Annotated in this window: 29 protein-coding genes and 1 pseudogene; 16 read left to right on the top strand and 14 right to left on the bottom strand. The window is 68.8% G+C overall.

Features of this window, described 5'->3' with window-relative positions; translation table 11 throughout:
- The first annotated feature begins 555 nt into the window (after nt 1-555).
- The 3 genes and pseudogenes from Acor_RS14960 (at nt 556) to Acor_RS43210 (ending at nt 1974) form a co-directional block, all read left to right on the top strand.
- The gene (locus tag Acor_RS14960) at nt 556-1272 is read left to right on the top strand and encodes an SDR family oxidoreductase (RefSeq protein WP_155337233.1); all 717 of its coding nucleotides are present in this window, start codon (nt 556-558) and stop codon (nt 1270-1272) included.
- Between the two features lie 52 nt (nt 1273-1324).
- Nucleotides 1325-1519: pseudogene (locus tag Acor_RS46265) on the top strand (NAD(P)H-quinone oxidoreductase); the annotation flags it as partial.
- The gene (locus Acor_RS43210) at nt 1474-1974 is read left to right on the top strand and encodes a zinc-binding dehydrogenase (protein WP_308805651.1); all 501 of its coding nucleotides are present in this window, start codon (nt 1474-1476) and stop codon (nt 1972-1974) included. The pseudogene Acor_RS46265 and the gene Acor_RS43210, both read left to right, overlap by 46 nt.
- Here Acor_RS43210 and Acor_RS14950 read toward each other — a convergent pair.
- Entirely contained in the window at nt 1967-3268 is a 1302-nt protein-coding gene (locus tag Acor_RS14950; RefSeq protein WP_155337232.1) for a hypothetical protein, read from the bottom strand. The genes Acor_RS43210 and Acor_RS14950 overlap by 8 nt on opposite strands.
- 589 nt (nt 3269-3857) lie before the next feature.
- On the opposite strand from Acor_RS14950, the gene Acor_RS14945 reads away from it, so the two are divergent.
- From Acor_RS14945 to Acor_RS14930, 4 genes are all read left to right on the top strand, one after another.
- Entirely contained in the window at nt 3858-4889 is a 1032-nt protein-coding gene (locus tag Acor_RS14945; RefSeq protein WP_246238655.1) for a polysaccharide deacetylase family protein, read from the top strand.
- 208 nt (nt 4890-5097) lie between these two features.
- Entirely contained in the window at nt 5098-6072 is a 975-nt protein-coding gene (locus Acor_RS14940) for an SPFH domain-containing protein (RefSeq protein ID WP_155337231.1), read from the top strand.
- 41 nt (nt 6073-6113) lie between these two features.
- On the top strand, nt 6114-6791 hold the full coding sequence (locus tag Acor_RS14935) for a GntR family transcriptional regulator (protein WP_218034289.1): 678 nt from the start codon (nt 6114-6116) through the stop codon (nt 6789-6791).
- Nucleotides 6792-6842: 51 nt separating this feature from the next.
- Nucleotides 6843-7574, top strand: a complete 732-nt coding sequence (locus tag Acor_RS14930) for a dihydrofolate reductase family protein (protein ID WP_246238654.1) — start codon at nt 6843-6845, stop codon at nt 7572-7574.
- Here Acor_RS14930 and Acor_RS14925 read toward each other — a convergent pair.
- The 3 genes from Acor_RS14925 to Acor_RS14915 form a co-directional block, all read right to left on the bottom strand.
- Nucleotides 7515-8009, bottom strand: a complete 495-nt coding sequence (locus Acor_RS14925; RefSeq protein ID WP_155337229.1) for a beta-class carbonic anhydrase — start codon at nt 8007-8009, stop codon at nt 7515-7517. The genes Acor_RS14930 and Acor_RS14925 overlap by 60 nt on opposite strands.
- Nucleotides 8010-8195: 186 nt before the next feature.
- Nucleotides 8196-9602, bottom strand: coding sequence for a hypothetical protein (locus Acor_RS14920; RefSeq protein WP_155337228.1), 1407 nt, complete (start codon nt 9600-9602; stop codon nt 8196-8198).
- Between the two features lie 168 nt (nt 9603-9770).
- On the bottom strand, nt 9771-10598 hold the full coding sequence (locus Acor_RS14915; protein WP_155337227.1) for an NmrA family NAD(P)-binding protein: 828 nt from the start codon (nt 10596-10598) through the stop codon (nt 9771-9773).
- Between the two features lie 782 nt (nt 10599-11380).
- Here Acor_RS14915 and Acor_RS14910 point away from each other — a divergent pair.
- Entirely contained in the window at nt 11381-12013 is a 633-nt protein-coding gene (locus Acor_RS14910) for a hypothetical protein (RefSeq protein WP_155337226.1), read from the top strand.
- 19 nt (nt 12014-12032) lie between these two features.
- Here Acor_RS14910 and Acor_RS14905 read toward each other — a convergent pair whose 3' ends face one another.
- Nucleotides 12033-12788: an MgtC/SapB family protein gene (locus Acor_RS14905; RefSeq protein WP_246238653.1), complete on the bottom strand. Its 756-nt coding sequence runs from the start codon at nt 12786-12788 to the stop codon at nt 12033-12035.
- A 401-nt stretch (nt 12789-13189) separates the two neighbouring features.
- Between Acor_RS14905 and Acor_RS14900 the strand changes: the two genes are divergently transcribed.
- Entirely contained in the window at nt 13190-13756 is a 567-nt protein-coding gene (locus tag Acor_RS14900) for a TetR/AcrR family transcriptional regulator (RefSeq protein ID WP_155337225.1), read from the top strand.
- Nucleotides 13753-14634 carry an SDR family NAD(P)-dependent oxidoreductase gene (locus Acor_RS14895; protein WP_155337224.1) on the top strand — a complete coding sequence of 294 codons (882 nt, stop codon included), beginning with the start codon at nt 13753-13755 and terminating at the stop codon, nt 14632-14634. Before Acor_RS14900 ends, Acor_RS14895 begins: the two co-directional genes overlap by 4 nt.
- A 74-nt stretch (nt 14635-14708) precedes the next feature.
- Here Acor_RS14895 and Acor_RS14890 read toward each other — a convergent pair whose 3' ends face one another.
- Nucleotides 14709-15242 carry a YceI family protein gene (locus tag Acor_RS14890; protein WP_155337223.1) on the bottom strand — a complete coding sequence of 178 codons (534 nt, stop codon included), beginning with the start codon at nt 15240-15242 and terminating at the stop codon, nt 14709-14711.
- Between the two features lie 91 nt (nt 15243-15333).
- On the opposite strand from Acor_RS14890, the gene sigJ reads away from it, so the two are divergent.
- Nucleotides 15334-16221, top strand: a complete 888-nt coding sequence (sigJ, locus tag Acor_RS14885) for an RNA polymerase sigma factor SigJ (RefSeq protein ID WP_155337222.1) — start codon at nt 15334-15336, stop codon at nt 16219-16221.
- A gap of 149 nt (nt 16222-16370) precedes the next feature.
- On the opposite strand, the gene Acor_RS14880 is transcribed toward sigJ, so the two are convergent.
- On the bottom strand, nt 16371-17942 hold the full coding sequence (locus tag Acor_RS14880; RefSeq protein WP_155337221.1) for a gamma-glutamyltransferase family protein: 1572 nt from the start codon (nt 17940-17942) through the stop codon (nt 16371-16373).
- A gap of 209 nt (nt 17943-18151) precedes the next feature.
- Between Acor_RS14880 and Acor_RS45430 the strand changes: the two genes are divergently transcribed.
- From Acor_RS45430 to Acor_RS14860, 5 genes are all read left to right on the top strand, one after another.
- Nucleotides 18152-18286: a hypothetical protein gene (locus Acor_RS45430; protein ID WP_281353222.1), complete on the top strand. Its 135-nt coding sequence runs from the start codon at nt 18152-18154 to the stop codon at nt 18284-18286.
- Between the two features lie 33 nt (nt 18287-18319).
- Nucleotides 18320-19003 (top strand): class I SAM-dependent methyltransferase, encoded by a 684-nt coding sequence (locus tag Acor_RS14875; protein WP_246238652.1) that lies wholly within the window; start codon nt 18320-18322, stop codon nt 19001-19003.
- An 87-nt stretch (nt 19004-19090) separates the two neighbouring features.
- The gene (locus Acor_RS14870) at nt 19091-19843 is read left to right on the top strand and encodes an SDR family NAD(P)-dependent oxidoreductase (protein ID WP_155337220.1); all 753 of its coding nucleotides are present in this window, start codon (nt 19091-19093) and stop codon (nt 19841-19843) included.
- 31 nt (nt 19844-19874) lie between these two features.
- Nucleotides 19875-20210, top strand: coding sequence for an ArsR/SmtB family transcription factor (locus Acor_RS14865; RefSeq protein WP_155337219.1), 336 nt, complete (start codon nt 19875-19877; stop codon nt 20208-20210).
- The gene (locus tag Acor_RS14860; RefSeq protein WP_155337218.1) at nt 20207-20677 is read left to right on the top strand and encodes an SRPBCC family protein; all 471 of its coding nucleotides are present in this window, start codon (nt 20207-20209) and stop codon (nt 20675-20677) included. Before Acor_RS14865 ends, Acor_RS14860 begins: the two co-directional genes overlap by 4 nt.
- Before the next feature lie 313 nt (nt 20678-20990).
- On the opposite strand, the gene Acor_RS14855 is transcribed toward Acor_RS14860, so the two are convergent.
- The 7 genes from Acor_RS14855 to Acor_RS14825 form a co-directional block, all read right to left on the bottom strand.
- The gene (locus tag Acor_RS14855) at nt 20991-21869 is read right to left on the bottom strand and encodes an NAD(P)-dependent oxidoreductase (RefSeq protein ID WP_218034288.1); all 879 of its coding nucleotides are present in this window, start codon (nt 21867-21869) and stop codon (nt 20991-20993) included.
- A 92-nt stretch (nt 21870-21961) separates the two neighbouring features.
- Nucleotides 21962-22357 (bottom strand): carboxymuconolactone decarboxylase family protein, encoded by a 396-nt coding sequence (locus tag Acor_RS14850; protein ID WP_155337216.1) that lies wholly within the window; start codon nt 22355-22357, stop codon nt 21962-21964.
- Nucleotides 22354-22746, bottom strand: coding sequence for a cupin domain-containing protein (locus tag Acor_RS14845; RefSeq protein ID WP_155337215.1), 393 nt, complete (start codon nt 22744-22746; stop codon nt 22354-22356). Before Acor_RS14845 ends, Acor_RS14850 begins: the two co-directional genes overlap by 4 nt.
- Nucleotides 22747-22774: 28 nt before the next feature.
- Nucleotides 22775-23710, bottom strand: a complete 936-nt coding sequence (locus Acor_RS14840; protein ID WP_218034287.1) for an NAD(P)-dependent oxidoreductase — start codon at nt 23708-23710, stop codon at nt 22775-22777.
- Nucleotides 23707-24555 (bottom strand): SDR family NAD(P)-dependent oxidoreductase, encoded by an 849-nt coding sequence (locus Acor_RS14835; protein ID WP_155337214.1) that lies wholly within the window; start codon nt 24553-24555, stop codon nt 23707-23709. The genes Acor_RS14840 and Acor_RS14835 overlap by 4 nt, the downstream gene beginning before the upstream one ends.
- 21 nt (nt 24556-24576) lie before the next feature.
- Entirely contained in the window at nt 24577-25359 is a 783-nt protein-coding gene (locus Acor_RS14830; protein ID WP_155337213.1) for an N-acyl homoserine lactonase family protein, read from the bottom strand.
- Nucleotides 25356-26825, bottom strand: a complete 1470-nt coding sequence (locus tag Acor_RS14825; RefSeq protein ID WP_155337212.1) for a flavin-containing monooxygenase — start codon at nt 26823-26825, stop codon at nt 25356-25358. The genes Acor_RS14830 and Acor_RS14825 overlap by 4 nt, the downstream gene beginning before the upstream one ends.
- Nucleotides 26826-26834: the final 9 nt, after the last annotated feature.

The raw sequence follows: 26834 nt of genomic DNA, 5'->3' as shown, positions 1-26834 counted from the left end.
TACGGACCGGTGAGGTGTCGCCCGTGCCGGCCTTTGAGGCCAGTACGAAGGATCGGCCGGTTCCGGCTCGCGGCAAGGAGACCGGAGAAGCGTTCCTCCAGCACGCTCATGCCAGGGCTGACGGCTTGACGTCGACGCGGGTGATGAGGAAAGGCGGCCGCTTTTGGCCAGTGCCCCGGCACGGGTAGGCAACCTGGCACTGCCCCGGCCGAAATAAGGAGCTGACCAACCTAACGATCACCGCGATCGGGGAAGAAAGGCCGAGGGACGGATCTGGATCACGCGTTTATTCGCGAGCCCGCGCGGGATCGGCAGAACCTCGCCCCCCGCGCGGGGGCCGGCGGTACCCCGATACATGCACGTCACGTCCGATTCGGCGACGCCACCACCAGAAGGCGACCCCGTGTTTTGACGATTCCTAAACAAGCGAAATACCGCCACCAAACCTTGCCTGGGCGTCGCTCGTCCAATCCTTTCGGGAATCTTATATTCCGGCAGGACCAACTTAATCCGCCCGTCGCTAATGTCGGGAGAAAGGGAAGGAAAGGGTTCGGCGTGGCACTGTCCTTGGAGGAGCGCACCGTTCTGGTGGTCGGACGCGGAAGCGGGATAGCCCGCGCCATCACGCTGGCCGCACGGGCGCGAGGGGCCAGAGTCGTGGTCGCCGGGCGCGACCGAGGGGAACTGCGGGCCGCCTACGAAGATCCCGGAGTGGCGGCGGAAACCGTTGACGTCACCGACGAGACCACCATCGCGACGCTCGCGGAGCGGCTCGGCCAGGTGGACCACGTCGTGTCGACCGCTTCGGCACGCGCCCGCGGGAAGCTGGCCGACCTCGACCGCGAGGCGCTGCGCTCCTCGTTCGACACCAAGGTGATCGGTCCCATCATGCTGGCCAAACATTTCGCGCCACGGATGGCCGACGACGGATCCTTCATCCTCTTCTCCGGAGTCGCCGCCTTCAAGCCCGCCGTCGGTTTCCTCGGCGTGGCGGCCACCAACGGAGCGGTCGATTTCCTCGCCCGCTCACTGGCTCTCGAACTCGCCCCGATCCGGGTCACCGCGATTTCCCCCGGTGTCGTGGACACCGGCATCTGGGACGCACTCGGGGAAGCCGGAAAACGCGCCTACTTCGACGACCTGCGCACCCGCAACCCAGCTCGCCGCATCGGCACCGTCGAAGACGTCGCCGACGCGGTCCTGTACGCGATGACCAGCCCCTTCCTCACCGGCGTGACCCTACGCGTCGACGGCGGAGAGCCATTGATCTGACGGGCCGTTCAACGTCGGATCGCGAAGTCCCGTCTTCTTACCGGAGATCATCATGCGTGCGATCGTGATCGAGAAGTTCGGCGGGCCGGAGTGCCTTGTCTATCGGGAACTGCCGGAACCCGAGCCCCTGGCCGGTCAGGTCGTCATCCAGGTCAAGGCGTTCGGCCTCAACCACGCCGAGATGCACATGCGCCGGGGCGAGTGGGCCGAGGCCGCCAAGGTGAGCGGCATCGAGTGTGTGGGCCTGGTGCGTGCCTGCCCCGGTGGAGAGTTCCCCCTTGGCGCCAAGGTGGCGGCGCACTGGAAGGGCCGGGGCTTTCCGGGCGGATCGCCGAGGCCGGGCGGCTGGACGCCGTACTCGATCTGGTGGGAAACAGCACCATCCTGGACTCGCTCGCGATGCTGCGCCGGGGCGGCCGTGCCTGCCTGGCCGGATGGCTCGGCGGCCTGGACCCGATCGCCGACTTCAATCCGCTGCTCCAGATGGCGAGCGGCGTCTACCTGACCTTCTTCGGCAGCTTCGTCTTCGGCACTCCCGGCTTCCCGCTGTCGGACGTGCCACTCCAGGAGATCGCCGAGCAGGCGGCGGCCGGCCGCCTGCGCGCGAAGCCGTCCCACGTCTTCGACTTCGGCGAGGTACGCGAGGCGCACCGCCTGATGGAAGCCGGTGCCGCAGGGGGCAAGATGGTGGTCGTCATGTGACACCGTCCAGGGAGTGCGGGCTGAAGATCGCGTACGCGCCGCCGCCCTGGGCGCTGTTGAGCAGCGGGCCGCTGTTCATCCGGGCGGAATAGCCGATCACCTTCCCTTCGAGCACCGGCACGACCACATCGTGCAGATAGGTGCCATCATGCGTCTCCACCGACGCGGCCTGCACGTGCTCCTGAACCAGCCAGCCCTGACGGCGGGGATCGCGCACCGCCCGAGCCCAGGACCGCGCGTCCTGCTCGGCGCCGATCAGTACGTCTCTGCCATGGAAACTGTAGGGAGCCTTCAACACCAGGCGTTCCCGCCCGTCGATCACCTCGTCGCACTCGACGCCGTCCCCGAGTTTGCGGCTGTACGGCACCAGAGCATCCAGGCAATCCACGTTCGCACCGCCGAAAAGCCGGCGAAAACGAGGATCGGACAGCACGGCGAGGCAGAGTTTGTTCTCCGACACCCACCGCTGCCCCAGCGGATTGGGCACGACCAGCGTGCCTTCGACGAGACGGGCGCAGAACCGGTCCCACCGCCGTACTTCTTCCGGATCGAGCGGAATGTATTTGAGGTAACCCAGCCGGACATCCTCGACGGCGTCGACGTCGCACGGCTCAGTCTCCACGACCTTCCGGCCGCATCTGGTCAGCTGCCTGCGCGCCTGGTCGAGCTCGAACTTCGTGCTCTCGTGGGAGTGGAAGAGCGCGATCCGCCGCAGGTCCCGCGGGACCATGTGGTCACGCCCGAACCGAAGCAGCCAGCGGGCGAACCAGTCGTCGCCTTCGAACGGCGCGGCGTGCGGCGCCCATTCGGCGAGCGTCGCGCCGAGCTTGGACGTACGCCAGAACCGGTTGAGCATGCCCGAGGAGATCACGCCCCCCGGACTGCTCGGATTGCACTCCAGGACCCGGACCGTGTCGAGCGTGCTGCCCAGCAGGTCCAGCCGGCAGTAGTCGACACTCAGCAGTTCGGGGGCGGGTTCCATCATGATCCAGCGGTGCAGGGGAGCGGGGACGGCCAGGAAGTCCTGCAGCGCGCGGTCGGCGGGATACTGCCTGACCAGCTGGTTCAGGCATTCGACCAGGCCCTGGACGCGGCGCCGCAGCTCGGGTTCGGCCGCGGGGTGGAGTACGGCGAAGGCCGGCCGTACCTGAATGGGCTTGTGCGCGCGTCCCGGCAGGGCCAAACCCATCAGGGATTCGGACGACACCCGTTCGAGGACCTGCTGCCATGCCTGGTCGAGCGTCGCCGACAGGGCGCTCGCCGAGCCGTGGCCCAGAGATCGCTCCGGATCCATGAGCGGAACGTCTTTCCCGGCCATGGCATCCAAGCATCGACTCGGTGGCAACCCCGATACTCCCGGCACCAGACGACCCTCCTTTGGCTGTACGGGCAATCCGGGTCGAGATACGACATCGACCACATATAGCAACATTCTAGATACTCAAGGTAACCATCTCGGCAAGCTCCAGCCCGGAGCGGCCCAAGAATTGCCTGGGAATCGGCAGGCCGGGGCGATCGCCGCCGCGCTCCCCATGCTTGTGGCCGGGCCTTAACGCGACCGACTCAGACGATCAGTTCATTCTGAAAACTTTCGGGCATGTTGCACCATTTCATAGCGCTCTACATGCACTGAAACGGTTAATCACCCCGAAACGTTTCGCGGATTTCTTGACACGTTTCGTAACAATCATCAGAATGACTCCTCAGACAGGGCTCCTGCTCGCCTCACCCGGGTGACCAGCGACAGAACCGCAGGTCAGTGCGGTTCTGCACATCTCCGCACGGTTGTGTCGCAGCCGTGCGCACATCTCCTTTGCCGATCGATGTTCCACAGCCACGCACCACGCCCCCCAGCCGATCAGCGTTCTACGGGAGGAACCAGCATGATCGAAAATGCGGCCGCCACCGGGAGAAGCCAGGTACGCCGCTCGCGTATCCGGACTTCACTCGTCATGGGCTTTCTCACCGTCCTCGGAGTGGCAACTGTCGTGACCTCCTCGCCCGCGGCCCAGGCCGCCGACTGCAGCGCGGGGTATGTCGGGCTCACCTACGACGACGGACCCAACCCCAGCAACACCAACAACCTGCTGAACGCGTTACGCCAGAACGGCCTGCGGGCGACCATGTTCAACATCGGCCAGAACGCCCAGAACAACCAGGCGCTGGTCCGCGCCCAGCGGGATGCCGGCATGTGGATCGGCAACCACAGCTACACCCACCCCCATCTGATCAACATGAGCAGCGCCCAGATCCAGTCCGAGCTGCAGCGCACCCAGCAGGCCATCCAGTCGGCCACCGGGACCGCGCCGAGGTTGTTCCGCCCGCCGTACGGGGAGAGCAACGCCACGCTCCGCTCGGTCGAGCAGCAGCTCGGCCTGCGGGAGATCATCTGGGACGTCGACTCCCAGGACTGGAACGGCGCCAGCACCGCCGCGATCGTCCAGGCCGCCGGGCGGCTGCAGAACGGCCAGATCATCCTGATGCACGACCAGTACGCGACCACGCTCAACGCGATCCCGCAGATCGCCGCCAACCTGAGCAGCCGCAACCTGTGCGCCGGCATGATCTCGCCCACCACCGGCCGGGCCGTGGCGCCTGACGGCACCACCCCGACCAACCCGCCGACCTCACCGCCTCCGGGTGGCGGCGGCAGCTGCACCGCGACGCTGTCCGCGGGCCAGAGCTGGAGCGACCGCTACAACCTCAACGTCGCGGTCTCAGGTTCCAGCAACTGGACGGTGACGATGAACGTGCCGTCCCCGGCGAGGATCATCGCCACCTGGAACATCACCGCAAGCTACCCCAGCGCCCAGGTGCTGACCGCGCGGCCCAACGGCAGCGGCAACAACTGGGGAGTCACGATCCAGCGCAACGGCAACTCGACCTGGCCGACGGTCTCCTGCCGAGTGGGCTGACAGACCGGCCCCCCGCGCCGGTCGGTGGCGCGGGGGGTCCCAGGAGAAGCCATCGCGACTGATCTACTTTGTAAAGCCGGTGGCGCGGTGAAGTTACTCGCCACCCCAAGCACAAACCCTCGACAGCGGGGGAGCCGGATCTGCCTGTACGCCCGGCCTTCCAAAATCGCCTCTTATAGAATTGTTCAACAATACTTACATTGAACATATGGCCAAGTTCTTGATCGGTGTTCTACTCGCTGCCCTGACCGGGCTCGCGCTGATCACGTACACGACCGGGTTCACCCAGACGGACGCGGGAGTCGTCGCCGTCATCCGCGACGGCGGGCCGCTCGACGAGAGCGGCATCCGCCAGGTGCTCAACCCGGCCACCGGACCCACCTGGACCGGCTTCTGGTCCACCGCGCACAACTACCCGGCCCAGCAGCGCATCTACACGATCACCTCGGACGCCAAACGGGCCACGACGCTCGGCGTGGACGAGGTCATCGTGCCCAGTGGCGACGGCGTCAACGTGGGCGTGGAGGGCACGCTCTACTTCACGCTCAACCTCGACCACGAAACCCTCAAAGCCTTCGACGACCGGTACGGAACCCGCACCTACATCGGCGGCGACGACGACGACATGCTCTACGCCTGGGACGGCGACGAGGGCTGGAGCGCCTTCTTCAGCCAGGCGGTCCGTCCCGTCATCTACAACACGCTGCGCGTGCAGATCGGGGCGCTGCGCTGCGAGGAGCTGGTGCCCACCTGCGCCTTCCTCAACGGCGCCGACACTCCCGAGCCGAGCACCGGCCTGGCGAATCTGGCCCGGGTGCAGTCCGGGGTGAACGCCAGTCTGGAGCGGGAGATCCAGGCCATGCTGGGCGGGCCGTACCTGACTGGATTCCGGTTCAACCTGGTCCGGATCATGCTGCCCGCCGAGGTGCAGCAGAGCATCACCAGTGCTCAGGGCGCTCAGACGGACATCCGTCAGGCCGAGGCGAGGGCCGAGCAGGCCGAGATCGACGGCCAGGCCCTGGTGACCAGCGCCGAGGCCGAGGCGGACGCCAACCGGGCTCGCCAGAAGGGCTACCAGGCGTGCCCCGCCTGTGTGGAGATCGACAAGATCAGGGCGTTGCCGGACGGCATCACGGTGTACGCCCCCGGCAATCCCGATGGCGTGGACGTGGGCAGCAAGTAGGGATTCGACAATGAGGGCGAACTAGTGATTTTCTGCTGACTGTGAGTGAACCAGGCTCCTTGGACGCGTACGAGGAGACCCGCCCGTTCCGGGTCCGGAGCAGTACGGCCGAGTGGGCCGCGGCGATCCTGCGGCGGCGGGTCACCCAGGGTGGCCTGCTGCCCGGCAGTCGTCTGGTCGAGGACGAGCTGACCGCCGAGCTGGAGGTTTCGCGGAACACCCTGCGGGAGGCGTTCCGCCTGCTCGGCCACGAGCGGCTGCTGGAGCACAAGCTCAACCGGGGTGTCTATGTGCGTGTTCTGTCCCCGGCGGACGTCGCCGACATCTACCGGGTCCGGCGCATGATCGAGGGCGCCGCCGTCCGCCGGCCGGACAAGGATCCCATCGCTTTGACCGCTCTGCGGGATGCGGTCGCCGACGCCGAGCGGGCTGCCGCCGAGGGCCGCTGGCTCGACGTCGGCACCGCCGACCTGCGGTTCCACCAGATCATCGCCTCTCTCAACGGCAGCCAGCGGGTGAACGCGATGATGGCGCAGCTCTTGGCCGAGCTCCGCCTGGTCTTCCATGCCATGGACCCGCGCGTGCTGCATGCGCCTTTCCTGCCGCGCAACCGCGAACTGCTGACCCTGCTGGAGTCCGGCAGGAGCGCCGAGGCCGAACATCTGCTCGCGACCTACCTGGACGAGGCCGAACGCGTATTGCTGGCGGCGTGCGCCTAAGCGCCTCGGCGTCAGGGTCGATTCGGGGACGTCGTGTTCGTGTAGGGGTGAATGACCCCGACGATCAGGAAGAGGTACGGCATGGGCAAGGTCATCGTGATCGAGCACCTGACACTCGACGGCGTGATGCAGGCCCCGGGTCACCCCGATGAGGACCCCCGAAACGGTTTCCGGCATGGCGGCTGGGCCACCCGGGCCCAGGATCCGGCCATGCAGGAGGCGGTGGGCGCCCGCATGTCGAGCGCGTGGTCCCTGCTGGCGGGGCGTACGACATATGAGCGTTTCGCCGACTATTGGCCGCGCCAGGCGCCGAACCCGTTCACCGAGGCGCTCGACAGGGTCCAGAAGTATGTGGCCTCCACGACGCTGGCCGAGCCGCTGCCCTGGCGGAACTCCACGCTCCTCAAGGGCGAAGCGGCCGACGCCGTGGCCGGGCTCAAGGAGGAACTGGCAGAGAACCTGGTGGTCTTCGGCAGCGGCGTGCTGGTCAGCTCGCTGCTGGCGGGCGGCCTCGTTGACGAACTCCTCCTGCTGATCCACCCGCTGACTCTCGGTTCCGGCCGGCGGCTGTTCCCGGACTCGGGCTCCGGCCTGACCACGTTTGATCTGGTCGATTCCGCGACAACGGCCACTGGGGTGATCATCGCTACCTATCAGCCGGTGAAACACTACGCGACAAGGGCGGGTGGCGCCGAGCCGGGGGAGTTCCGGCTCGGCGGTTGGTCACGCCTTGACCTCGCGGAGGCGGCCGGTCTCGACCTCGTAGACGAAGCCGCGTACTGAGTCGCGGTGGGGGATGAACGGGTCGGACTTGATGCGGGCGATCGACTGCGCGACGTCCTCGTCCAGGTCCGTGAACGCTTCGGCGGACCAGTCGGGCTTGATGCCGACCTCGGCGCGGATGCTCTCCTTGAAGGCGTCGTCGGTGAAGGTCAGCATGCCGCAGTCGGTGTGGTGGATGAGGATGATCTCGGTGGTGCCCAGGAGGCGCTGGCTGATGGCGAGGCTGCGGCGCTCGTCGGCGGTGATGACGCCGCCGGCGTTCCTGATGACGTGCGCGTCGCCTTCGCGCAGGCCGAGGAGTCCGTAAACGTTGAGGCGCGCGTCCATGCAGGCGACGATCGCCACTCCTCTCGCGGGCGGGAGGGGGAGGTCGCCGAAGGTGAATGAGGCGGCGTAGCGCTCGGCGTTGGCCACCAGTTCATCAGTGACGCTCATCAGGTCTCTCCGATCTCAGGACAGGTTCACCACTATTCAAGTAGGTATTTGGCAATCCGTCGAGGCATCCGCCTGGCATGCCCGGTATCGGATGACGGAGGCGTCGCCGTTCGGCCCGGCTCGGCTGTCCAGGTCACAGCCGGTCAGCACGGTACGGCAGTCCGCGCACACGAACACTTTCAATGCTCAGCGATTCGTCTGGGGGTCAGCAGGGCCGCGATGGCCGCCGCGAGCAGGGGCAGTCCGACGGCCAGCGCGGCGATGACCGGCCAGGGCACGTCGAAAGGCGGTCGCTTGCGGATCCCAGTCGGCCGAGGTGGTCAGCGGCCATCTCAACAGCAGACCGATGGCGCAGCCGGCGGCGGCGCCCAGGATCGTGCCGCAGGCGGTGCCGACCCCTGCACGGCAGACGGCCAGCCACCGCAGGGCCGCGGACGAGCCGCCCCTCGCCCTCAGCAGGACGCGCGTGGACCGCGACCCGGCGGACGTCCAGCCGGTCGCGACCAGCGCGCTGCCGAGGGCGATCACGGCCATGACCGCGACGAACGCCTGCCAACCGGTCGAGGGCTGGAATCCCCGTTCGACGTACACGGTCGCGGTCCCGCCCAGACGTTCTTCGAGCCGTTCCTGCTCAAGCGGCGAGATCCGATGGACGCCGGGATCGACGATCAGCTGCTCCGGCACCAGATGGAAGCCGAGGTCCTGGATGACCTTCGACGGAATGAAGATCGCCTCGACTTGAGGATCGGCGGGGCGGGCGGTGACGGCCGGGACACTCTGGCGCGGGTAGGCGTCGTAGTCGCCTGGCTCGCCGGAGAGGTTGTGCACGATCGTCAACGAGCTGATCGCGAGGTTCTCCCCCGTGACGACCACAGCCGTGTCCTCGCGGAAAGGCGCGGACGGGTCCCCGGTGAGGTAGCGCAGCAGTGCCTGATCACCGACATGGACAGGGGTGAGCAGCCCGCTGGCGACGTCGGGAACGAAATATCCGAAATCGGTCTCATCGTGGCTCAGGACGATGGACACGGTGGGCAGCTCACGCTGGACGGCCGCCTGAACCGTGGCCGCCTGGTCGTTCCTGAATTCGTCCACCACGAGAGCTCCCGGACGGGCTCGCGGCTGGTATTCCACCCTGTGCAAGGCCGTCATGGCGGCCGAGACGATCAGTACGGCGACCGTAAGGGCTGTGATCACCATGGTCAGCGCGACCGCGGCCGCCGTGAGGACGGGACGCTCGCCCATATCGCGGGCCGCCAACCGGAACGGCACCGGCAGCCGTACGGCGAGGCGCTCGAACGTGCGCAACAGCCAAGGGATGAAGGGACCGAGCCCGAGGAGGAAGACTCCCGCGCCCAGGAACCCCAGGAGGATGGTCCCCGCCGATCCGAAGTCGTCGTAGTGCTGGTCCTCGTGGATGGCCGACGCGGTTTGCGCCATGACGGCCAAGCCGATCGCTGCCAAGGCGACGCCCCAGAGCCGGCGGCCGGAGCGTACGGGCGCAGAAGTCGATCGCGCCGCGAGGAACACGGACCCGCACATGAGTGCAGCGGGAATACCCAGGACGACGATGAACACCGCGATCGTCACGATCACGGGGGCATGATACGGCGCAGTGGGGCGAGGGTGCTGACGCTCGTGATCAACGAGTTGGGCACCCTCGCAACCATCGTCCCGGTAGTGGTGGTGCGAGAAGGTGAAGATTGTGGAGCAGTTGAGCGACACGGTGCCACTCACAGCGGTCATCCCCGCGAGAGGTAGGTGCTAGGCCTCCGCGCGGAAGTGGGCGGCGTGTTCGGTGGCCCATTCTGCGAATGAACGCGGCTCGCGGCCGGTGATCTCACGGACTGCGGGTGAGATGGAGGTGGACTCGGGTGGTGGGCTGCTCTGCCAGGAGGTGAGCAGTTCGATTAGTTCCTCGCCGTGTCCCGCCTGCCGCCAGCGTTGGCGGGCTTGCTCCTGGGTGAGTTCGACGAGGCGGAGCGGACGGCCGGTCGCCTCCGCGATCACGGCCAGGCGCTGGCGCTGGCTGAGCGTCTGAGGGCCCGTGAGGACATATGTCTGGCCGCCGTGGCCGCCGTGCATGAGTACCGCGGCGGCCACGGCGCCGACGTCGGCCTCGTCGACGATCCCGCCCGGAACGTCGGCGAACGGTTCGCGGACTTCGCCTTCTGCCCTGATGGCCGGTGCCCAGCCGAGTGTGTTGCTCATGAAGTCAACCGGCTGCAGTCCGGTCCATTCGAGGCTGCTCGCCGCGAATGCCTCTTCCACTGGGCCCACCTGGCCGTTCCACAGGAGCGCGACCCGCCGCACTCCCGCTTCCTCGGCCAGTTTGGCCAGTTCCGGTCCGGTTCGCAGCGTGGCGTAGTCGTCGCCGCCTATGGTCAGGAGATGCACGCCCTCGACACCGTCGAAGGCGGGTCCCAGCGTTCCGGGATCGGTGAGATCGCCCCGCACCACCTCCACCTGCTGCGGCAGGCCGGCCCTGTCCGGATCCCTGGTCAGCGCACGTACGCTCTGACCTGCCCGGAGTAGGTGGCGGACCACGTGCCGGCCGGCCTTGCCCGTCGCTCCGGTCACCAGAAACGTCATTGCTTGCCTTTCTTTGGGTGAGATGTCGACGCTATGTCTCATCCCGCCTCTGCCGCATCGGACTATGGGCTTAGGACTTCTGAAACACGCCGTATCGGGCGGCGGTCCCGGGCGAGCGTGAGGTGTGTTCTCCAGCGTCTACCGTATGAGAGAGTGACCTTCACGCCTGCGCAGACAAGCGCAAATCAGCTTAATTGCTGTTAATTCCGCAAACGTCCGCTGGATGGCTTTTCGTCGTTGGCGATGTCGCGATCAGTACTTTCTGCCGATCGATGGCTAGTCGCTCGACCGAATACCCGATTTGCGCGCACCGCGCGGAATCAATAAAATCTCGATTCCGGTCAAGCTCTGCAGCCCGAATGATCGTCGAGGCAGGTGCGCGTAGTGATTCGCCGCGTTGGCGATAGCGAGATGGCGGAGAGTCCGAGCGGAAATTCGAATCCTCCGCGCTCATCCAGGCGCGGGGGAACTGTCCTTACCGAGCCGTGGGCGATCAAATTGTGATCCCGCGTGGCTGGCCGTTCGCCCACTCGACCTGCAAAGACAGGGACCACGACATCAATTTCCACCATCAAGAACTCACGTCGGCGGGGCTCGAAAGATTCTCGGGCTTCTGTGCAACAACAGACAGGGGGGAATCATTCATGGTCAGGATTGAAAAGCCCGGTTCTGTGCCTTCGTAGTCGGGGTAGCCATACGGGAAGTGTCCGTGGTGCGCTGCGTCAACAATATGTCGGTGGTGGCCTCTTGCCTGAGATTCCTTGTGATGCCACCCTGGCCGCATGCCCTCCGACGTCGAGCGTACCCTTCGACCAGCCTGGCGCTTTCCGTTGCTCTTCTTCGGTGCTTTTGCCGTGGCGATCGCACCGCTCTACTACGGACGTTCAGCTGACCTGCTGCTTCGGGGAAGTGCCTTTGATTTCCTGTGGTTGATGGGGTTGGCGGTCGGCGCCGTTCTGACTCAATGGTGGTACAGGCGACGCGGCCGACCGGCCAGCCTGCTCCCGATCGTGCTGTGGGTGGTTCTGGGATTCGCCCCGATCCTGTGGAGGTTGTCCTCGCTGGTCTGGCTGTGGCCGTTCTTCGTCAGGTACGACTTCGGCCTGCTGGCGATCGGGATCGGCCTCATCGCGCTGGCGGTCTACGAGCGGAGCCGGTTCCTGTGGGTGCTCACTCTGGCGTACACGACACTGGCCGCGTTGGGTGTGGTCTATGACATCGAGAACGTCTACTACGACGTTCTCGGCATGTTCGGCGTACGGGACCAGGACATGCCTTTCGACCTGATGCAGGTGACACCTGTACTGCTTCCAGGATTGCTCCTTCTTGCTGGGGGACTGCTCGCCTCACGTACCCGCAAGCCGGACGGCCGGCAGCGGGGGACAGGGCCCAACCGCATGAACGAGCCACGGTGAGGCGACCCCCCACGATTCGTCAGTCGTCCTCTCTGAACATCGCGCAGGCCAGGACACCGGGAACGGAGGACAGTTGGGCGGCCAGTTCGGCGGGGTCGCCGCGGCCGAGAACGCCGAGGGAGATCTGCACCGCCTGCCCCGAGACGTCCTGGCCGGGTGCGTGGGTCACGGGGACGGTCGTGGCGGACGTGGTCAGCGTGGTCAGGTCGGTGATGGAGAAGCCGGCCTGGCCGCACAGGTCGACCAGGTCGCGGAGCAGGCCGCTGCCCTGGCTGTAGGTGATGCGGTAGTGGGTGCTCCGGCCGCTCAGCCGTGGCAGCCGATGCGTGAGCGGGTGGATGAGGTAGCTGACCGCGAAGTAGGCCAATGTCGTGATCACCGCCAGCACGGGCAGGCCCGCCGCGGCGGACGCGCCCACGGCGGCGGTCATCCAGATGGTGGCGGCGCTGGTCAGCCCTCGCACCGAACCGCGCTGGACAAAGATGATCCCGGCTCCGATGAAGCCCAGCCCGGAGACGATCTGCGCGGCCACCCGTGACGGGTCGAGCACCACCCTGCCGGGGTCGAGTACGTCGGCGAAGCCGTACTTGCTCATGAGGGTGAACAGCGCGGCGCCCATGCCGACCACCGTGTAGGTGCGCAGCCCGGCGGCCTTCTGCCTGATCTCCCGCTCCAGGCCGATCGCGCACGACAGCGCGAACGCGGTCCCGAACTCCCCGACCTGCGTCCAATCCTGCCCGAACCAGTCCCCGGCCTGCATAAAGCCCCCTGTCATGCCCCCATCCCACTTCTACCGCGCCGCCCCCGGCACTTGGTGCCGCGCCACCCCGGCGTGCTGAACGATCGCCCGCGCCGTCATCGATCCCGGCCGCCTCGCCGCGGCCCTCGGCCGGAGTGCCGAGGGGGTGGCGAGGGGGTGGCGAGGGGGTTAGGGTCCAACGGCCCGACAGGTTCCTGGGCTCAACCTCTGCGCCCGACACCATCCCCCGCCGACTTCGGGGCCGTCCGCGAGCCCACCATCGACCGTGGCTTCGAGGCCGTCCCGTCCGCGACGCCCGCGTCGGCCGGGGCTTCGGTGGCCATCCCGGCCGCGCCACGCTTCCGGTTCTCCAACCGAGTGGGCGTGGTTGACAATATGTGCCGCTTCTGTAAATCTTGACATGCCAAGGAGGAGCGATGACCGCACACGGAACGCAGCGCCGGGATCTCGATATCCTCAGCGCGTCCTCGGACCGGTTTCTCCGGTTCGGATTCCGCAAGACCTCGATGGATGACGTGGCTCGCGCCGCGGGGCTCTCACGTCAGGGCCTCTACCTGCGCTTCCCGACCAAGGAAGCCCTCTTCGACGCGACCATCGACCATCTGATCGACCAGGCCGCTGAGGCGGTCCGCCGTGAGCTCGGACGAGACGGCCACGCTCTGGAGGACCGATTGACTGCCGCGTTCGCCGCGCTCGCCGACATTCACACCGACCATCTCGACGAACTCCTGGAGGTGGCGGCGGCGCGTCGCGAGGGAGCCCCTCCGGCTCTTGAGCAGTCCATCATCGCGGAGTTCGCGACGGCCCTGGCGGAATCGCTCCCGGAGGACGTCCCGGCGGCCGACCGCTCGGCCCGGATCCTCTACGCGACATCCCACGGGCTCAAGCGGCTGACGAGCTCACCCGAGGAGTACGTCGACCTCATGCGCCACGCGGTCCACCTGATGAGCGATCGGCGTACACCCGCGGGAGACCGGCCATGAGGAAGACCGTGCTCATCACCGGCGCCACCTCGGGCATCGGCCAGGCGAGCGCCGCCCGCTTCGCCGCCGAGGGCTACCAGGTCTTCGCCACCTACCGCAAGCCCGCCGACCTGCCGGCGCTGCAGGGGCGCGAGAACATCCATCCCGTGGAACTGGACGTCACCGACGCGGCCCAGCTTGAGGCGGCCGTTGAACTGATCGCCCGGGAAGTCGGCGAGGACGGCCTGTACGCGATCGTCAACAACGCCGGGATCACCTACGCCGCCCCGTTCGAGTTCGCCGACGAGAAACGCGCCCGTGAAGTGATGGACGTCAACCTCATGGCGCCTTTCCGCATCACCAAAGCGCTGCTGCCACTGCTGATCCGCCACAACAGCCGGAACGAGGTTCGCTCCCGGGTAGTGAACGTGGCCTCCTGGGCCGGGCTGATGTCCTCGCCGTTCATCCCGTTCTACAACGCGTCCAAGTTCGCCCTCGTAGGGCTGTCAGAGTCGATGCACTACGACCTCGGCCTGCTGGGCGTCCACACCGTGCTCGCGGTCCCCGGCATCACCAGGACCCCGCTGCTGGAGAAGACGACGAGCGGAGGGATCGAAAGCCTGAACCAGATGCCCGCCGCCGGCCGCGAACGCTACCGCGACATGCTGGATCACTACGCGACGATGAGCGCAAGCTCACGCGACTCCCGGCTCCTGCCGACCGCCGAGCGGATCGCCGGCAAGCTTCACCGCATCGTCGACAGGCCGAAACCACGATTCAAGTACCACCTGGCGCCCGACGCCTGGCTCGTCGACGAGCTGGTGACCCGGCTGCTGCCCTGGCGGCTACGGGCGGCGATCAACGCGCGCGCCCACCGACTGGCCCTTCATCCAGGATGACGGCAGCCCGTTGATCAGGATGGCGGTGACTTCGAACACAAGCGCCACCTTCTACCCCACGCCGGGCCATCGGGTCAGGACTGCCGGAGGGCGGTGGCGTCGAACTCCAGCGTCACCTTCTCGCTGAGCAGGATGCCGGTCGCGGCGTTCCAGTTCACTGCCCAGTCCATGCGGTTGATCGTGACGCTGCCCTTCAAGCCGACCCGGGAGGGGTCGTTCTGGTCGCCGGTCAGCGCGAAGTCCACGGTGACCGGCTTGGTCACGCCGCGGATGGTCAGGTCACCGGTGACCTTGAAGCTGGTCTCGCCGACCTGTTCCACCGAGGTGGAGGCGAAGGTGATGGTCGGGTGGCTGTCCACGTCCAGGAACTTGCCGCGCAGGTGTTCGTCGCGCCACAGGTGGCGGGTCTGGATGCTCTTCGCCTGGATCGTGAGCTCGGCGCTCGACTTCGACGGGTTGTCGCCGTCCAGGTGCGCGCCGCCTTCGAACTCGTCGAACCGCCCGCGCACCCTGGTGGCCATCGCGTGCCGGCCGACGAAGCCGATCCGCGTGCGGGCGGTGTCGAGGACGTAGTCGCCGGTCAGCTCGCTGAGTTTGGAGGTTGTCATACTTTGGCTGCTCCTGGAGTCGCTCATGTGTCACATCCGACGGATTTGGGGGGTCACCTATATGACACCCAGCGGCGGAGGAACGTGACTGATGAGCGAGTCCGACTGGCTGGCGGAGGGCTTCGAGAAGAACCGGATCCGTCTGAGGGCGGTGGCCTACCGGATGCTCGGCTCGCTCGCCGAGGCCGACGACGCCGTCCAGGAAGCCTGGCTGCGCGCCAGCCGGTCGGACGCCGAAGGTGTCGACAGCCTCGGCGCCTGGCTGACCACCATCGTCGCCCGGGTGTGCCTGAACGTGCTGCGCGCGCGTACGACACGGCGTGAGGAGCCCGTGGGCGTGCACGTCCCCGACCCGGTCATCAGCCGTACGGACGGGATGAACCCTGAGGATGAGGTGCTGCTGGCCGACTCGGTCGGGCTCGCGTTGCTCGTGGTGCTCGAAACACTGACCCCCGCCGAGCGGCTGGCGTTCGTCCTGCACGACATGTTCGACCTGCCCTTCGACGAGATCGCCCGCATGGTGGGGCGTTCCCCGGCCACGGCGAGGCAACTCGCCAGCCGGGCCCGGCGCCGGGTGCGCGGGGCCGAGATCGCGGCCGCCGACCCCGATATCGGCCGCCAGTGGGAAGCCGCGGACGCCTTCTACGCCGCAGCGCGCCGCGGCGACCTCGACGCACTCATCGCCGTCCTGGCGCCCGACGCCGTGCTGCGATCCGACGGGGGCACAGCGCGTCCGGACGCTTCCGTGGTGGTCCACGGCGCGGCGGCAGTCGCCGATCAGGCGCTCAAATTCCACCAGCCCTCCGCACTGGTCCGGCCCGCCCTGGTGAACGGAGCCGCGGGCGTCGTCATCACCATGGCCGGTCAGCCGATCGCGGTCATCGGCTTCACCGTCGCCCACGGCAAGATCGTGGAAATCGACGCGATCGCCGACCCCGACCGCCTCCGCCGACTCGACCTGGCCGTCCTTGACGACTGACGAGGGGTGCGAACCTTCCCGAAACCACTCGCCCACGGCTGCTCCGGCTGGACGGCTCCCGCAGGACAAATGGGTATGGCGAGGCGGCCGTCTGGTCCGTCGTCCTGCCCTTCCCGTGGCTGTCCACCCGAAGTGCTTCCGGGCGGCGATCAGCCGCGCTCGCGGGCCGCTGGGGTCCCGGTTGCGCCGAGGGCGGTGCCGATGCGGGCGCGCGGGTCCGCGGCCCCCGCGAGCATGCCGGAGGGCAGTACGTCGATGAGGTGCGCGTGCCCGAAGCCGTCGCCGTACGGTTCGGGGCGGATCGGGTGACCGCGCTCGGCCAGGCCGGGGGCCCAGGGGGCGCCGTCCTCGACTTCGACGACGACCTCGGCGCCGTGCCAGGTGTCGAAGCCGGTGCTGTGGTCGACGCCGAGTGCCCAGCGGGGGGCGTCGATCACCTCGCCGGGGGTCTGGCCGTGGGCCAGGAGGCGGGTGACGAGTTGGAGCAGGATCTGCGGTTGCGCGTCGCCGCCCATCGTCCCGAGTACCGTGCGCAGGGATCCGTCGGGGCGGGTGATCAGGGCGGGGGAGAGGGTGTGCGGGGGGCGGCGGCCGGGGCCGTACTCGGTGGGGTGGCCGGGGGTGAGTGAGAAGCCGATGCCGCGGTTGTGCAGGTTGATGCCGGTGTTCGGTTCGAACAGCAGGCTGCCGAATCCGGCGGCGTTCGACTGGATCAGCGAGACGCCCATGCCGTCGCCGTCCACCGCGCACAGGTAGGTGGTGTCGCCGCGGGCCGCCGCGCCGCCCAGCCCGGCCGTGCGCCGATCGGGGTCGATCAGGGCGCGGCGGTCGGCGGCCGAGCCGAGCGGGGCCTGCCCGCCCTCGTGCAGCACGTCGGGCCGGTCGTGCCCGGCGGCGCGGGCGGCTTCGATGAGCAGGTGCGCCCAGCGCGGGTCGGCCGGATCGGCGGGCAGTTCGAAGCCCGCCAGTACGGCGAGCCCGAGCAGCAGCAGGTAGCCCTGCGAGTTCGGGGGGATCGTCCACACGCCGTGCCCGAACGCGGTGACCTGCAGCGGGGTCACCCAGTCGGCGTTGACTCTGGCCAGGTCGGCTTCGGTGTATTCGCCGGCGCCGAGGGCGAGCAGGCCGCGGCCGAATTCGCCCTGGTAGAAGCCCGCGCGTCCGCTGGTCGCGATCGCGTCGAGTGCCCGTGCCGCGCCGGGCCGCCGGATGAGGTCGCCGACCGAGCGGACTTCGGCGTAGTCGCCGGCTCCCGGTAGCGACCCGATGAACGGCGCTCCGGGCACGAGCAGCGGTGAGGCCGGGAATCCGTCGGCGGCCAGGCGTATGGCGGGAGCGAGGACCACGTCGAGGGGGAGCCGCCCGTAACGCTCGTGCAGCGTCAGCCAGCCGTCCACGCAGCCGGGCACGGGCACCGACCGGATGTCGTACAGGTGGGGCATCCGGTGGTGACCTTCGGCGCGCAGCCGCTCCGGGTCGGCGCCGCTGCCGGCGCGTCCGGAGGCGTTCAGCGCGCTCACCCCGGTGCCGTCGTGCACCAGCGCGAACAGATCGCCGCCCAGCCCGCACAGGTGCGGGGCGGTGACCGCCAGAACCGCGTTGGCCGCCACCGCGGCGTCGGCGGCGCTGCCCCCTCGGTCAAGTGCGGTGACGCCCGCGGAGGAGGCGAGATGGTCAACTGTGCAAACCATGCCGTTAACGGCGTACCGGGTGTCAGTCATATCAGGACATTAGGCTTTCCCGATCGTCGTGCGGAACGCGACCCCGGTCGCGGGCTCAGGGGATCGCCCGAGACCGGCATGCATTCAATGAGTTCCAACTGCCATTCATGCGTTACCGCACATTTATTTTCAAGTGATATATTGAGAAAAAATATTCTGCGGCGCGATTAATATCGTCATTCCCACAGCTCGAAAGGGAATGAGCCGACATGAATAACGAGGAACCAAGCCAGACCGCCCTCCTGGCGGCGGCGGGACGCGCGGCCCACCTGGTGGTGGACCAGAAGCCTTTCCTCTTCGAGGACACCGTCGCCTGCGCGCTACTGGGTGACGCCGCCGAGTAACTGATCGGCTATCACCGGACCTACGGCGACCACTTGATCCTGTCGGGCGTCCGCGCACAGGTCACCACCCGAAGCCATTACACCGAGCGCCGCCTGGCCGAACTGGCGTCCCGCGGCCTCACCCAGTACGTCATCCTCGGCGCGGGACTGGACACTTTCGCCTACCGTTCGCCCCTGGCCGCGCAGCTCGCGGTCTTCGAAGTCGACCATCCGGCCACCCAGCGATGGAAGCGCGGCCTGCTGGCGGCCGCGGGGATCACCCCGCCGGGCGGCCTGGCCTTCGTCGGGGCCGACTTCGAAAGCGACACCCTCGGCCGGCGACTGGTTTCCGGCGGCTTCGATCCCGCCCGGCCCGCCTTGGTGAGCTGGCTGGGCGTCAGCATGTACCTGACCGGCGAGGCGATCGCCGCCACGCTCGCCGAGATCGGCCGCCTCTCCCCGGGCAGCGAACTGATCATGGAGTATGCCCTGCCGCCCGCCCTGCGCGACGACCGGGGCGCCTCCTACGCCGGAATCGCCATGGCGGCCTCCGCTGAGCGAGGGGAGCCGTGGCTGAGCTTCTTCACTCCGGAAGAACTGTCGGCGACGCTGGCCGTACACGGCCTGAAGGTGGCCGAGCACGTCCGCCAGGAGCAGGCCGTGACCGCCGGGCTCTGGCGGCGGCACGACCCGCTCGTGCCGGCCGACGTCTGCCGCCTGGTCCGCGCGACAACCTGACCGGGCAGCCCGGTGGGCGATTTTGACGTGACTGGCTGAGGGCTCTATATTCAACCCACAAGTTAATTAACCGGGAGGTTGAATAGCATGATCCTCGAGAACAAGATCGCTGTGGTGTACGGTGCCGGGGGCTCGATCGGTGGTGCGGCGGCCAGGGGCTTCGCCCGCGAGGGGGCCCGCGTCTTCCTGGCCGGTCGCACCTCCGCCACGCTCGACAAGGTCGCCGCCGACATCCGCTCGGCCGGCGGCGCGGCCGAGGCGGCGCTGGTCGACGCGCTGGACGAAGAGGCCGTCGACGCCTTCGCCGGCACGGTCGCCGAGCGGGCCGGCGGCATCGACGTATCCTTCAACGCCATCGACATCCAGGACGTGCAGCGGCCGCTGATGGAGATCACCGCCGAGGAGTTCGCGCGGCCGATCGCGAACGCCGCGAGAACTCAGTTCCTGACCACCAGGGCCGCCGTCCGGCACATGATCCCGCGCGGGTCCGGGGTGATCCTGATGTTCGGCGGCAGCGGCCCCCAGACGATTCCCGGCCTGGGCGGCTTCAAGGTGGCGCTCGACGCCATGGAGGGCATGCGGCGGCAGTGGGCCTGCGAGGCCGGCCGGTACGGCATCCGCGTCGTCACCATGGTCACCGGCGGCGTGCCGGAAAGCCTGCCCGCCGACTTCGCCGACAGGGACGAACTGGCCGCGAGCCTGACCGAATCGACCCTGCTGAGGCGGACCGCTACCCTGGCCGACGTGGGGAACGTGGCCGCGTTCGTGGCCTCCGACCGGGCCAGGACCATGACCTCGGCGACCGTCAACCTCTCCTGCGGCGCGATCGTCGACTACTGACCCCTTTTCGAAGGACCCCGAAGGACCCCGGATGCCGGACGACCAGCTCAGCCTCACCTTCGCCGCCCTGGCCGACCCGACCAGGCGTGCGATCCTGGCCCGGCTGGCCGACGGCGAGGCGACGGTCAACGAACTGGCCGAGCCGTTCGACATGAGCCTTCAGGCGGTCTCCAAACACCTCAAGGTGCTGGAGCGGGCCGGGCTCATCAGCAGGGGGCGCGACGCCCAGTGGCGGCCCTGCCGCCTGGAGACGGCCCCGCTGGACGGCGCCTCGGAATGGATCGCCCGCTACCGGGGCAACTGGACCGACAGGTTCGACCGCCTCGACCGGGAGATCAAGCAGATCCAGCAGGAAGGACGACCATGAGTGACACCGCGTTCGTCATCGAACCCGGCCGCCAGGACATCGTCATGACCCGCGTCTTCGACGCACCCCGCGAGCTGGTGTTCCGGGTCATCACCGACCCGGAACTGCTGCCGCGCTGGTGGGGGCCACGTTCCCTCACCACCCGCGTCGACCGCATGGAGGTCCGACCCGGCGGCCACTGGCGCTGCCTCAACATCGACACCGACGGCATCGAGTACGCCTTCGGCGGCGTCTACCACGACATCGTCGCCCCGGAGCGCTTCGTCCGCACCTGGGCGTTCGAGGGCGCACCGGCCGACGTGGCACTGGAGACCGTCACCCTCGTCGAAACCGAGGGCAGAACGACGTACATCGCCCAGTCCGTGCACCAGTCGGTGGAGGCCCGCGACGCGATCGTGCGCGCGGACGGCGCAAGGGGCGGCCGCGAGTCCATGGACCGACTCGCCGAAGTACTCGCCACCCGCTGACCTCACGCGCTCTCCCGGTAGAGCGACGCCTCACACGTCGGCCCGAACACAACTCGCACTACCCCGTCCGGCACGACGCACGTGTCCGCACGGTAGAGCACCACCTCAGCACCCGCTGATGCCACGTGTCCGCACGGTAAAGCATCACCGCACCACGCGCTCACCTCAATGTCCGCCCGGCGGAGCGACGTCTCACCGGCTGGCTCGAACACCAGCCGCCAGGGGTCGTACTACCGGGTCCGGTTCATCGAGTTGCCGCATCGTCTCGCGTGTGGCGGCAGGTGATGCCCCGGGGGAGGAGCTGCGGCGGCCGTCAGGTCACTTCGTTGTCCTGCTGGATCTGGTGCAGGCGCCGGACGATTTCGGTGTGGTCGGCGGTGGGAGGTAGGTGGTCGGCCGCGTCTGACCACAGGTCGGTGGAGGCGCGGCCGAGTCGTGATGCGATGCCGGTCGCTTCGGCGAGTTCGACCGCGATGCGCATGTCCTTGAGCATCAGGCGCAGGGCGAAGCCTGAGTCGAAGGTGCCGGGGAGGACGAAGTTCGGCCATTTGTTCTCGGTTGAGCCGCTGCGCCCGCTGGAGCCGTTCACGGCCGTCAGCATGGTTTCCGGGTCGAGGCCGAAACGTTGCCCGGCGAGCAGGGCCTCGGCGGTGATGAGCAGGTGGGTGGCGGACATCAGGTTGTTCAGCGCCTTCATCGCGTGCCCGGCTCCGGCCGGACCGAGCCGGAGCATCCGGCCGCCCAGGATCGCCAGGAGCGGGGAGACCCGGGCGAGGTCGCCGGGGTCGCCGCCGGCCATGATGGTGAGGGTTCCGTCGACCGCGCCCTTGACGCCGCCGGAGACGGGCGCGTCGACCAGGCGCGCTTGCCGTTCGGCGGCTCGCGCGGCCAGTTCGCGGGTGCGCAGCGGCTGCGAGGAGCCCATGTCGATCAGCACGGTGCCGGGGGCGACGGCGGCGAGCAGGCCCGCGTCGTCCAGCACCGCCGCCACCACGTCGGAGTCGGGCAGCATCAGCACCACCGCATCGGCGCCCTCGGCCACCGCCGTGACGTCCCCAGTGACATCGATGCCCGCGGGGGCGGCCCGGCGGGCCGTCTCGGCCATGTCGTACGCCCGGACGCGGTAGCCGGCCGAGGCCAGCCGGATGGCCATCGGCAGGCCCATCCTGCCCAGCCCGATGAAACCGACCACGGCCCCGGGCTGTACCGGTTTGGCTGATGGTTCAGCGGGGGCTGTGACGGTGCCAGCCATGGCCCCAGGCCGTATCGGCTCGGCTGGGGTCTTCATGGGATTGTCACGCCCTGCTCGCGTAGTTCCGTGAGGGTTCGTTCCGCGATGCGGAAGGATTCCAGGGCGGCGGGGGCGCCGACGTAGACGGCGGCCTGTAGTAGGGCCTCTTGGATTTCTGACTCGGTGACGCCGTTGGCGATCGCGCCGCGCACGTGGACGGCGAATTCGTGGCCGCGGTTGAGGGCGGTGAGCATGGCGAGGTTGAGCAGGCTGCGGGTGCGCGGGTCGAGGCCCTCGCGGGTCCAGATTTCGCCCCAGCAGTATTCGGTCACCAGTTCCTGCACGGGGCGGCTGAAGTCGCTCACCGCGGCGAGTGAGCGTTCGACGTGCTCGGTGCCGAGTACTTTCTTGCGCATCGCCAGGCCGGCCTCGAAGCGTTCGGGGTTCATCGTGACTCCTCGGTTGGGTAGTCCTCGTCGCGGACCTCGCCGTACCAGCGGGTGGGGCCGATGGAGATGGCGGTGTGGGTCAGCAGCGTGGTCTCGGTCGCGCCGTGCCAGTGGCGTTCGCCCGGGGGGACCCAGACGGTGTCGCCGGGCAGTAGTGGGCGGGGGTGTTCCCCTTCGGTGCAGACCCAGCCCTGGCCGGCCAGTACCTGCAGGATCTGGCCGTGGGTGTGTTCGTGCCAGTTGGTCCTGGCGCCGGGGGTGAAGGTGACGATGTTGATGGTGTTGCCGTCGGTCGTCGGCAGGACCGAGTCGGCCCAGACCGTGCCGACGAAGGTGTCGGATTTGAGGACGGAGGCCGTCCCCTCGGCGTGGCCGCGCACGATTCTCATCGTGGGCGCCGCTTCTTGGGCTTGTCTCTCATGTGGTCACCGTTCCTTCGGGCTCGTCGTGCAGGCGGACGCCGCCGGTGATGTCGCCGATGGCGTCCACGACGCGGTTGCTGATCTGGTCGGCGTAGCCCAGGTTGGCGGCGAGGCCGAAGCTGGCGAGCGGGCCCGCCGAGTTCAGCGACGGCACGCCGAGGGCGCGCAGGTGGTCGACGTAGAGGATCACGTCCTTGGTCATCAGGGTGGAGGTGAGCCCGCCCTCCAGGTAGTCGCCTTCGACGATGTGCGGGAAGCGGTTGGCGGTGGCCCAGTTCGCGCCGCTGGAGGAGTTGAGCACGTCCAGGAGCGTGCGCAGGTCCAGGCCGGCTTTGCGAGCGGCGACCATGACTTCGCTGGTGGCCGCCAGGCTGACCGCGTTCAGGAAGTTGTTCAGCAGCTTGGCCGAATGGCCGGTGCCGGACGGCCCCATGTGGAAGATCTTCGCGGCGAAGGCCGTCAGCGTGGGGCGGGCCTGGTCCAGGGCCTGTTCCTCGCCGCCCACCATGAGGGTCAGGACGCCCTTCTCCGCGCCGGCCGCGCCGCCGGAGATGCCGGCGTCCAGGTAGCGGGCGTCACGGCCGGCCAGGGCCGCGGCGATGCGCCGGGTCGAGTCGGGGGCCGCGGTGCTGAGGTCCACGACGATCTGACCGGGCCGGGCGTGGGCGAGCACGCCGTCCTCGCCGAGCACCACGGCCTCCACCGCCCGGCTGTCAGGCAGGGAGAGCAGAACCAGATCGTTTTCACGGGCGACCTCGGCGACGTCGGCGGCGGGGGTCGCGCCGGCGCGTTCGGCCGCGCCCGCCGCCGGGTCGTACCCGAGGACGGAGTGGCCCGCCTCGACCAGCCGCCGGGTGATCCGGCCGCCCATGTTCCCGAGGCCGATGAAGCCGGTGCCGTTCATCGGGTCTGCTCCATGAGTGTCGTTCATCGGGCCCGCTCCACGATCACGCGGGCGGCGGCGTCGACCGGGCCCGGATCCCAGGCGCCCGCCCCGCCGCCGGGGCGTACGGTGTTCACCCAGGCCGAGCCGCCGTCCACCGAGAGCACCTCGCCGTTCACGTAGGAGGCGTCGTCGCTGAGCAGGTAGGTCACGGCCGCGGCGACCTCCTCGGGCGTGCCGGTACGGCGCTGCGGGACGGTGGCGCCGCGCCGCGCCAGATCGTCACCGGCTCCGGAGACGCCGCCGGAGCCGGCGAACAGGCCGGTCGGGACGAGGCCGGGCGCGACGGCGTTCACCCGCACGCCCTGCGGGCCGCCGTACATGGCGGCGCCGCGCATGACGCCGAGCACGCCATGCTTGGACGACTCGTACGGCAGCAGGTCATGGCTGCCGCGCAGGCTCGCGATGGACGCGGTGATGACGATGGCACCGCCGCTGCCCTGCGCCGCGTACCGGCGGAACGCGCCCCGCACGCCCAGGAACACGCCGCGCAGGTTGACCGCCACGACCCGGTCGAAGTCCTCGATCGCGATGTCGGGCAGCCGGTCGAAGGTGCCGATCACGCCCGCGTTCAGATGGTGCAGGTCGACGCGGCCGAACCGGTCCACGGCCGAGGCCAGATACGCCTCGGTGTCCTCCTCGCGCGAGACGTCCGCCTGGACCGCCAGCGCGGGACCGGGCAGCGCCGCCGCGACGTGGCGGGCGGCGTCCCCGGCGAGGTCGACCACGACCACCGACGCGCCCTCCGCCGACAGGCGTCTGGCCGTGGCCGCGCCGATGCCGGACCCGGCGCCGGTGACCACGGCGACCCTGTCCTCGAATCTCCTGTGCACGTATATCTCCTTTCTGGCGGGTCAGCTGACGCGGACCGCGAAGCCCGGGTCGGCCCGATCCCAGGGGGTGAACCGGGTCAGCACGTCCGGGTCGTGCCCGGCGACGACGGCGACGTCCGCTCCCGCCAGTTCGCGGACGGTGTCGAGGCCCCGGTACATGCCGGTCAGGTTCGCGAAGACGGCGAACGGCCGGTCGAGGCCGAGTTCGTCGTAGTAGTGGACGGCGTCGGAGGCGAGCAGCACCGGGCCGCCCTCGCCGTCCACCAGGGCGACGAGCTGGCCGGGGGTGTGCCCGCCGACTTCGACGATTTCGACGCCGGGGGCGAGCGGGTGGCGGTCGCCGAGCCGGGTGATCCGGCCGGCGTCGTCGAGGTGGCGCAGCGCCTGGATGTCGGCGGCTTCGACGGCGTGCGCGAACTGGGGGCGGCCCGCGTAGGGCCCGGTCCAGAACGTCAGCTCGCGGTCGCTGATCGCGATCTCGGCGCGCGGGAAGAGGCCGGTCTGGCCGGCGTGGTCGTAGTGGCCGTGCGTGAGGACGACGGCGTCGACGTCGGCGGGGTTCACGCCCAGGCGGGCCAGCGCCTCCGGCACGGGGCACAGCGTGGTCCGGCCGCGCGCGTCGCCGACCTCCGGGGTGAAACCGGTGTCCACCATGATGGTCCGGCCGCCGCCGCGCACCAGCCAGAAGTAGTAGTCCATCCGGACATCGCGGTCGGGTTCGCCATATATCCAGCTGTTGGCGTACAGGTGGCTCGCCCGGGTGTGCCGGGTCGCGTAGCGGACCGCGAGAACTTCGTAACTCATGACCGTCCCTGGTAGATCAGCGCGGCCCGCGGCAGGGTCCGGCAGAGCAGGTAGTAGACGAAGTGGGTGCGCGGCCACTGGGTGACGTTCGCGCCCGACGGCGAGTGGTAGTAGTTGTGGCAGCCGGAGTCCATCGCTGAGGCGTGATCTGCGAGCTGGCGGTCCAGCCAGCGCACGTGGCGGTCCAGGACCTCGGGGCGGGTGTCGACCGCTTTGGCGCGTCTGCGGAGCACGGTGCGGATGGCGCGCACCGCCACTTCGGCCTGGCGTTCGAGCTGGGCGATGATGGAGAAGCCGCCGTTGGTGTTCGGGCCGTACAGGATGAAGAAGTTGGGGAAGCCGGGCACGGTGACGCCCAGGAAGGCGCGCGGGCGGTCGCCCCAGAAGTCCTGGAGGTCCGTGCCGTCGCGGCCGGTCACGGTGAACTGGGACAGGAAGCGGGTCGGCTGGAAGCCGGTGCTCAGGATGAGGACGTCGGCCTCGTGCTCGACGCCGAGGTCGTCGACGACGCCCTTGGGGGTGACCTCCTTGATCGCGTGGGGGACCAGCTCGACGTTCGGGCGGTTCAGGGCGGGATAGAAGCCGCTGGCGAAGATCGGGCGTTTGCAGCCCCACGGGTAGGCGGGGGTCACGGTCGCGCGCACGGCCGGGTCGTCGATGGCGGCGCCGATGTAGCGCAGGCATCGCTCGCGCATCCGGCGCTGCTCCCGCCCGGCCAGGTCATAACCCTTGAACCGGCGCGCCGACTGCAGGAAGAGCCTGAACCGGTAGAGCCTGCGCAGCGCGGGGAAACGCCGGAAGCGGGCCCGTTCCGCGGGGGTGAAGGCCCGCTCGCCCTTCGGCTCCACCCAGCCGGGCTCCCGCTGGAAGACCCGCAGCCGCTCGACCTGCGCGGCGATGGCCGGCACGATCTGGACCGCGGTCGAGCCGGTGCCGACGATGGCGACCCGCCGGCCGGTGAGATCCACTTCCTGATCCCACCGGGAGGTGTGGAAACTGGTCCCCTCGAAGGTGTCCAGCCCCGGCCACGCCGGGTAGCGCGGCACGTTCAGCAGGCCGACCGCGCTGATGACGAAGCGGTAGGGCCGCTCCGCGCCGTCGCTGGTGCGCACCCGGTGGCATCCGGACGCCTCGTCCCAGGTCACCGACTCCACCCGGACGCCGAAGCGGAACCGGGCTCTCAGCCGGAACTGCTCCACCACCGACTCGGCGTACTCGCGCAGCTCCGGCTGGGTGGCGTGGGTGCGCGGCCAGTCGCGCGGGGCGAAGGAGAAGGAGTAGGCGTGGGAGGGGATGTCCACCTCGCAGCCGGGGTAGCGGTTGTCCCACCAGGTGCCGCCGGGGCCCGGCGACTGCTCGAAGACGGTGAAGTCGTCGATTCCGGCCTGCCGCAGTTTGACCGCGGCGGCGATGCCGCCGAACCCGCCGCCGATGATCGCGACTGCGCCGATCGCGCTATCGGGCATCACAGACCC

Source organism: Acrocarpospora corrugata (assembly GCF_009687845.1).
Lineage (GTDB): Bacteria > Actinomycetota > Actinomycetes > Streptosporangiales > Streptosporangiaceae > Acrocarpospora > Acrocarpospora corrugata.
Note: the sequence above shows the minus strand (reverse complement) of the source record. Positions and strands in the feature narration are given on the sequence as shown.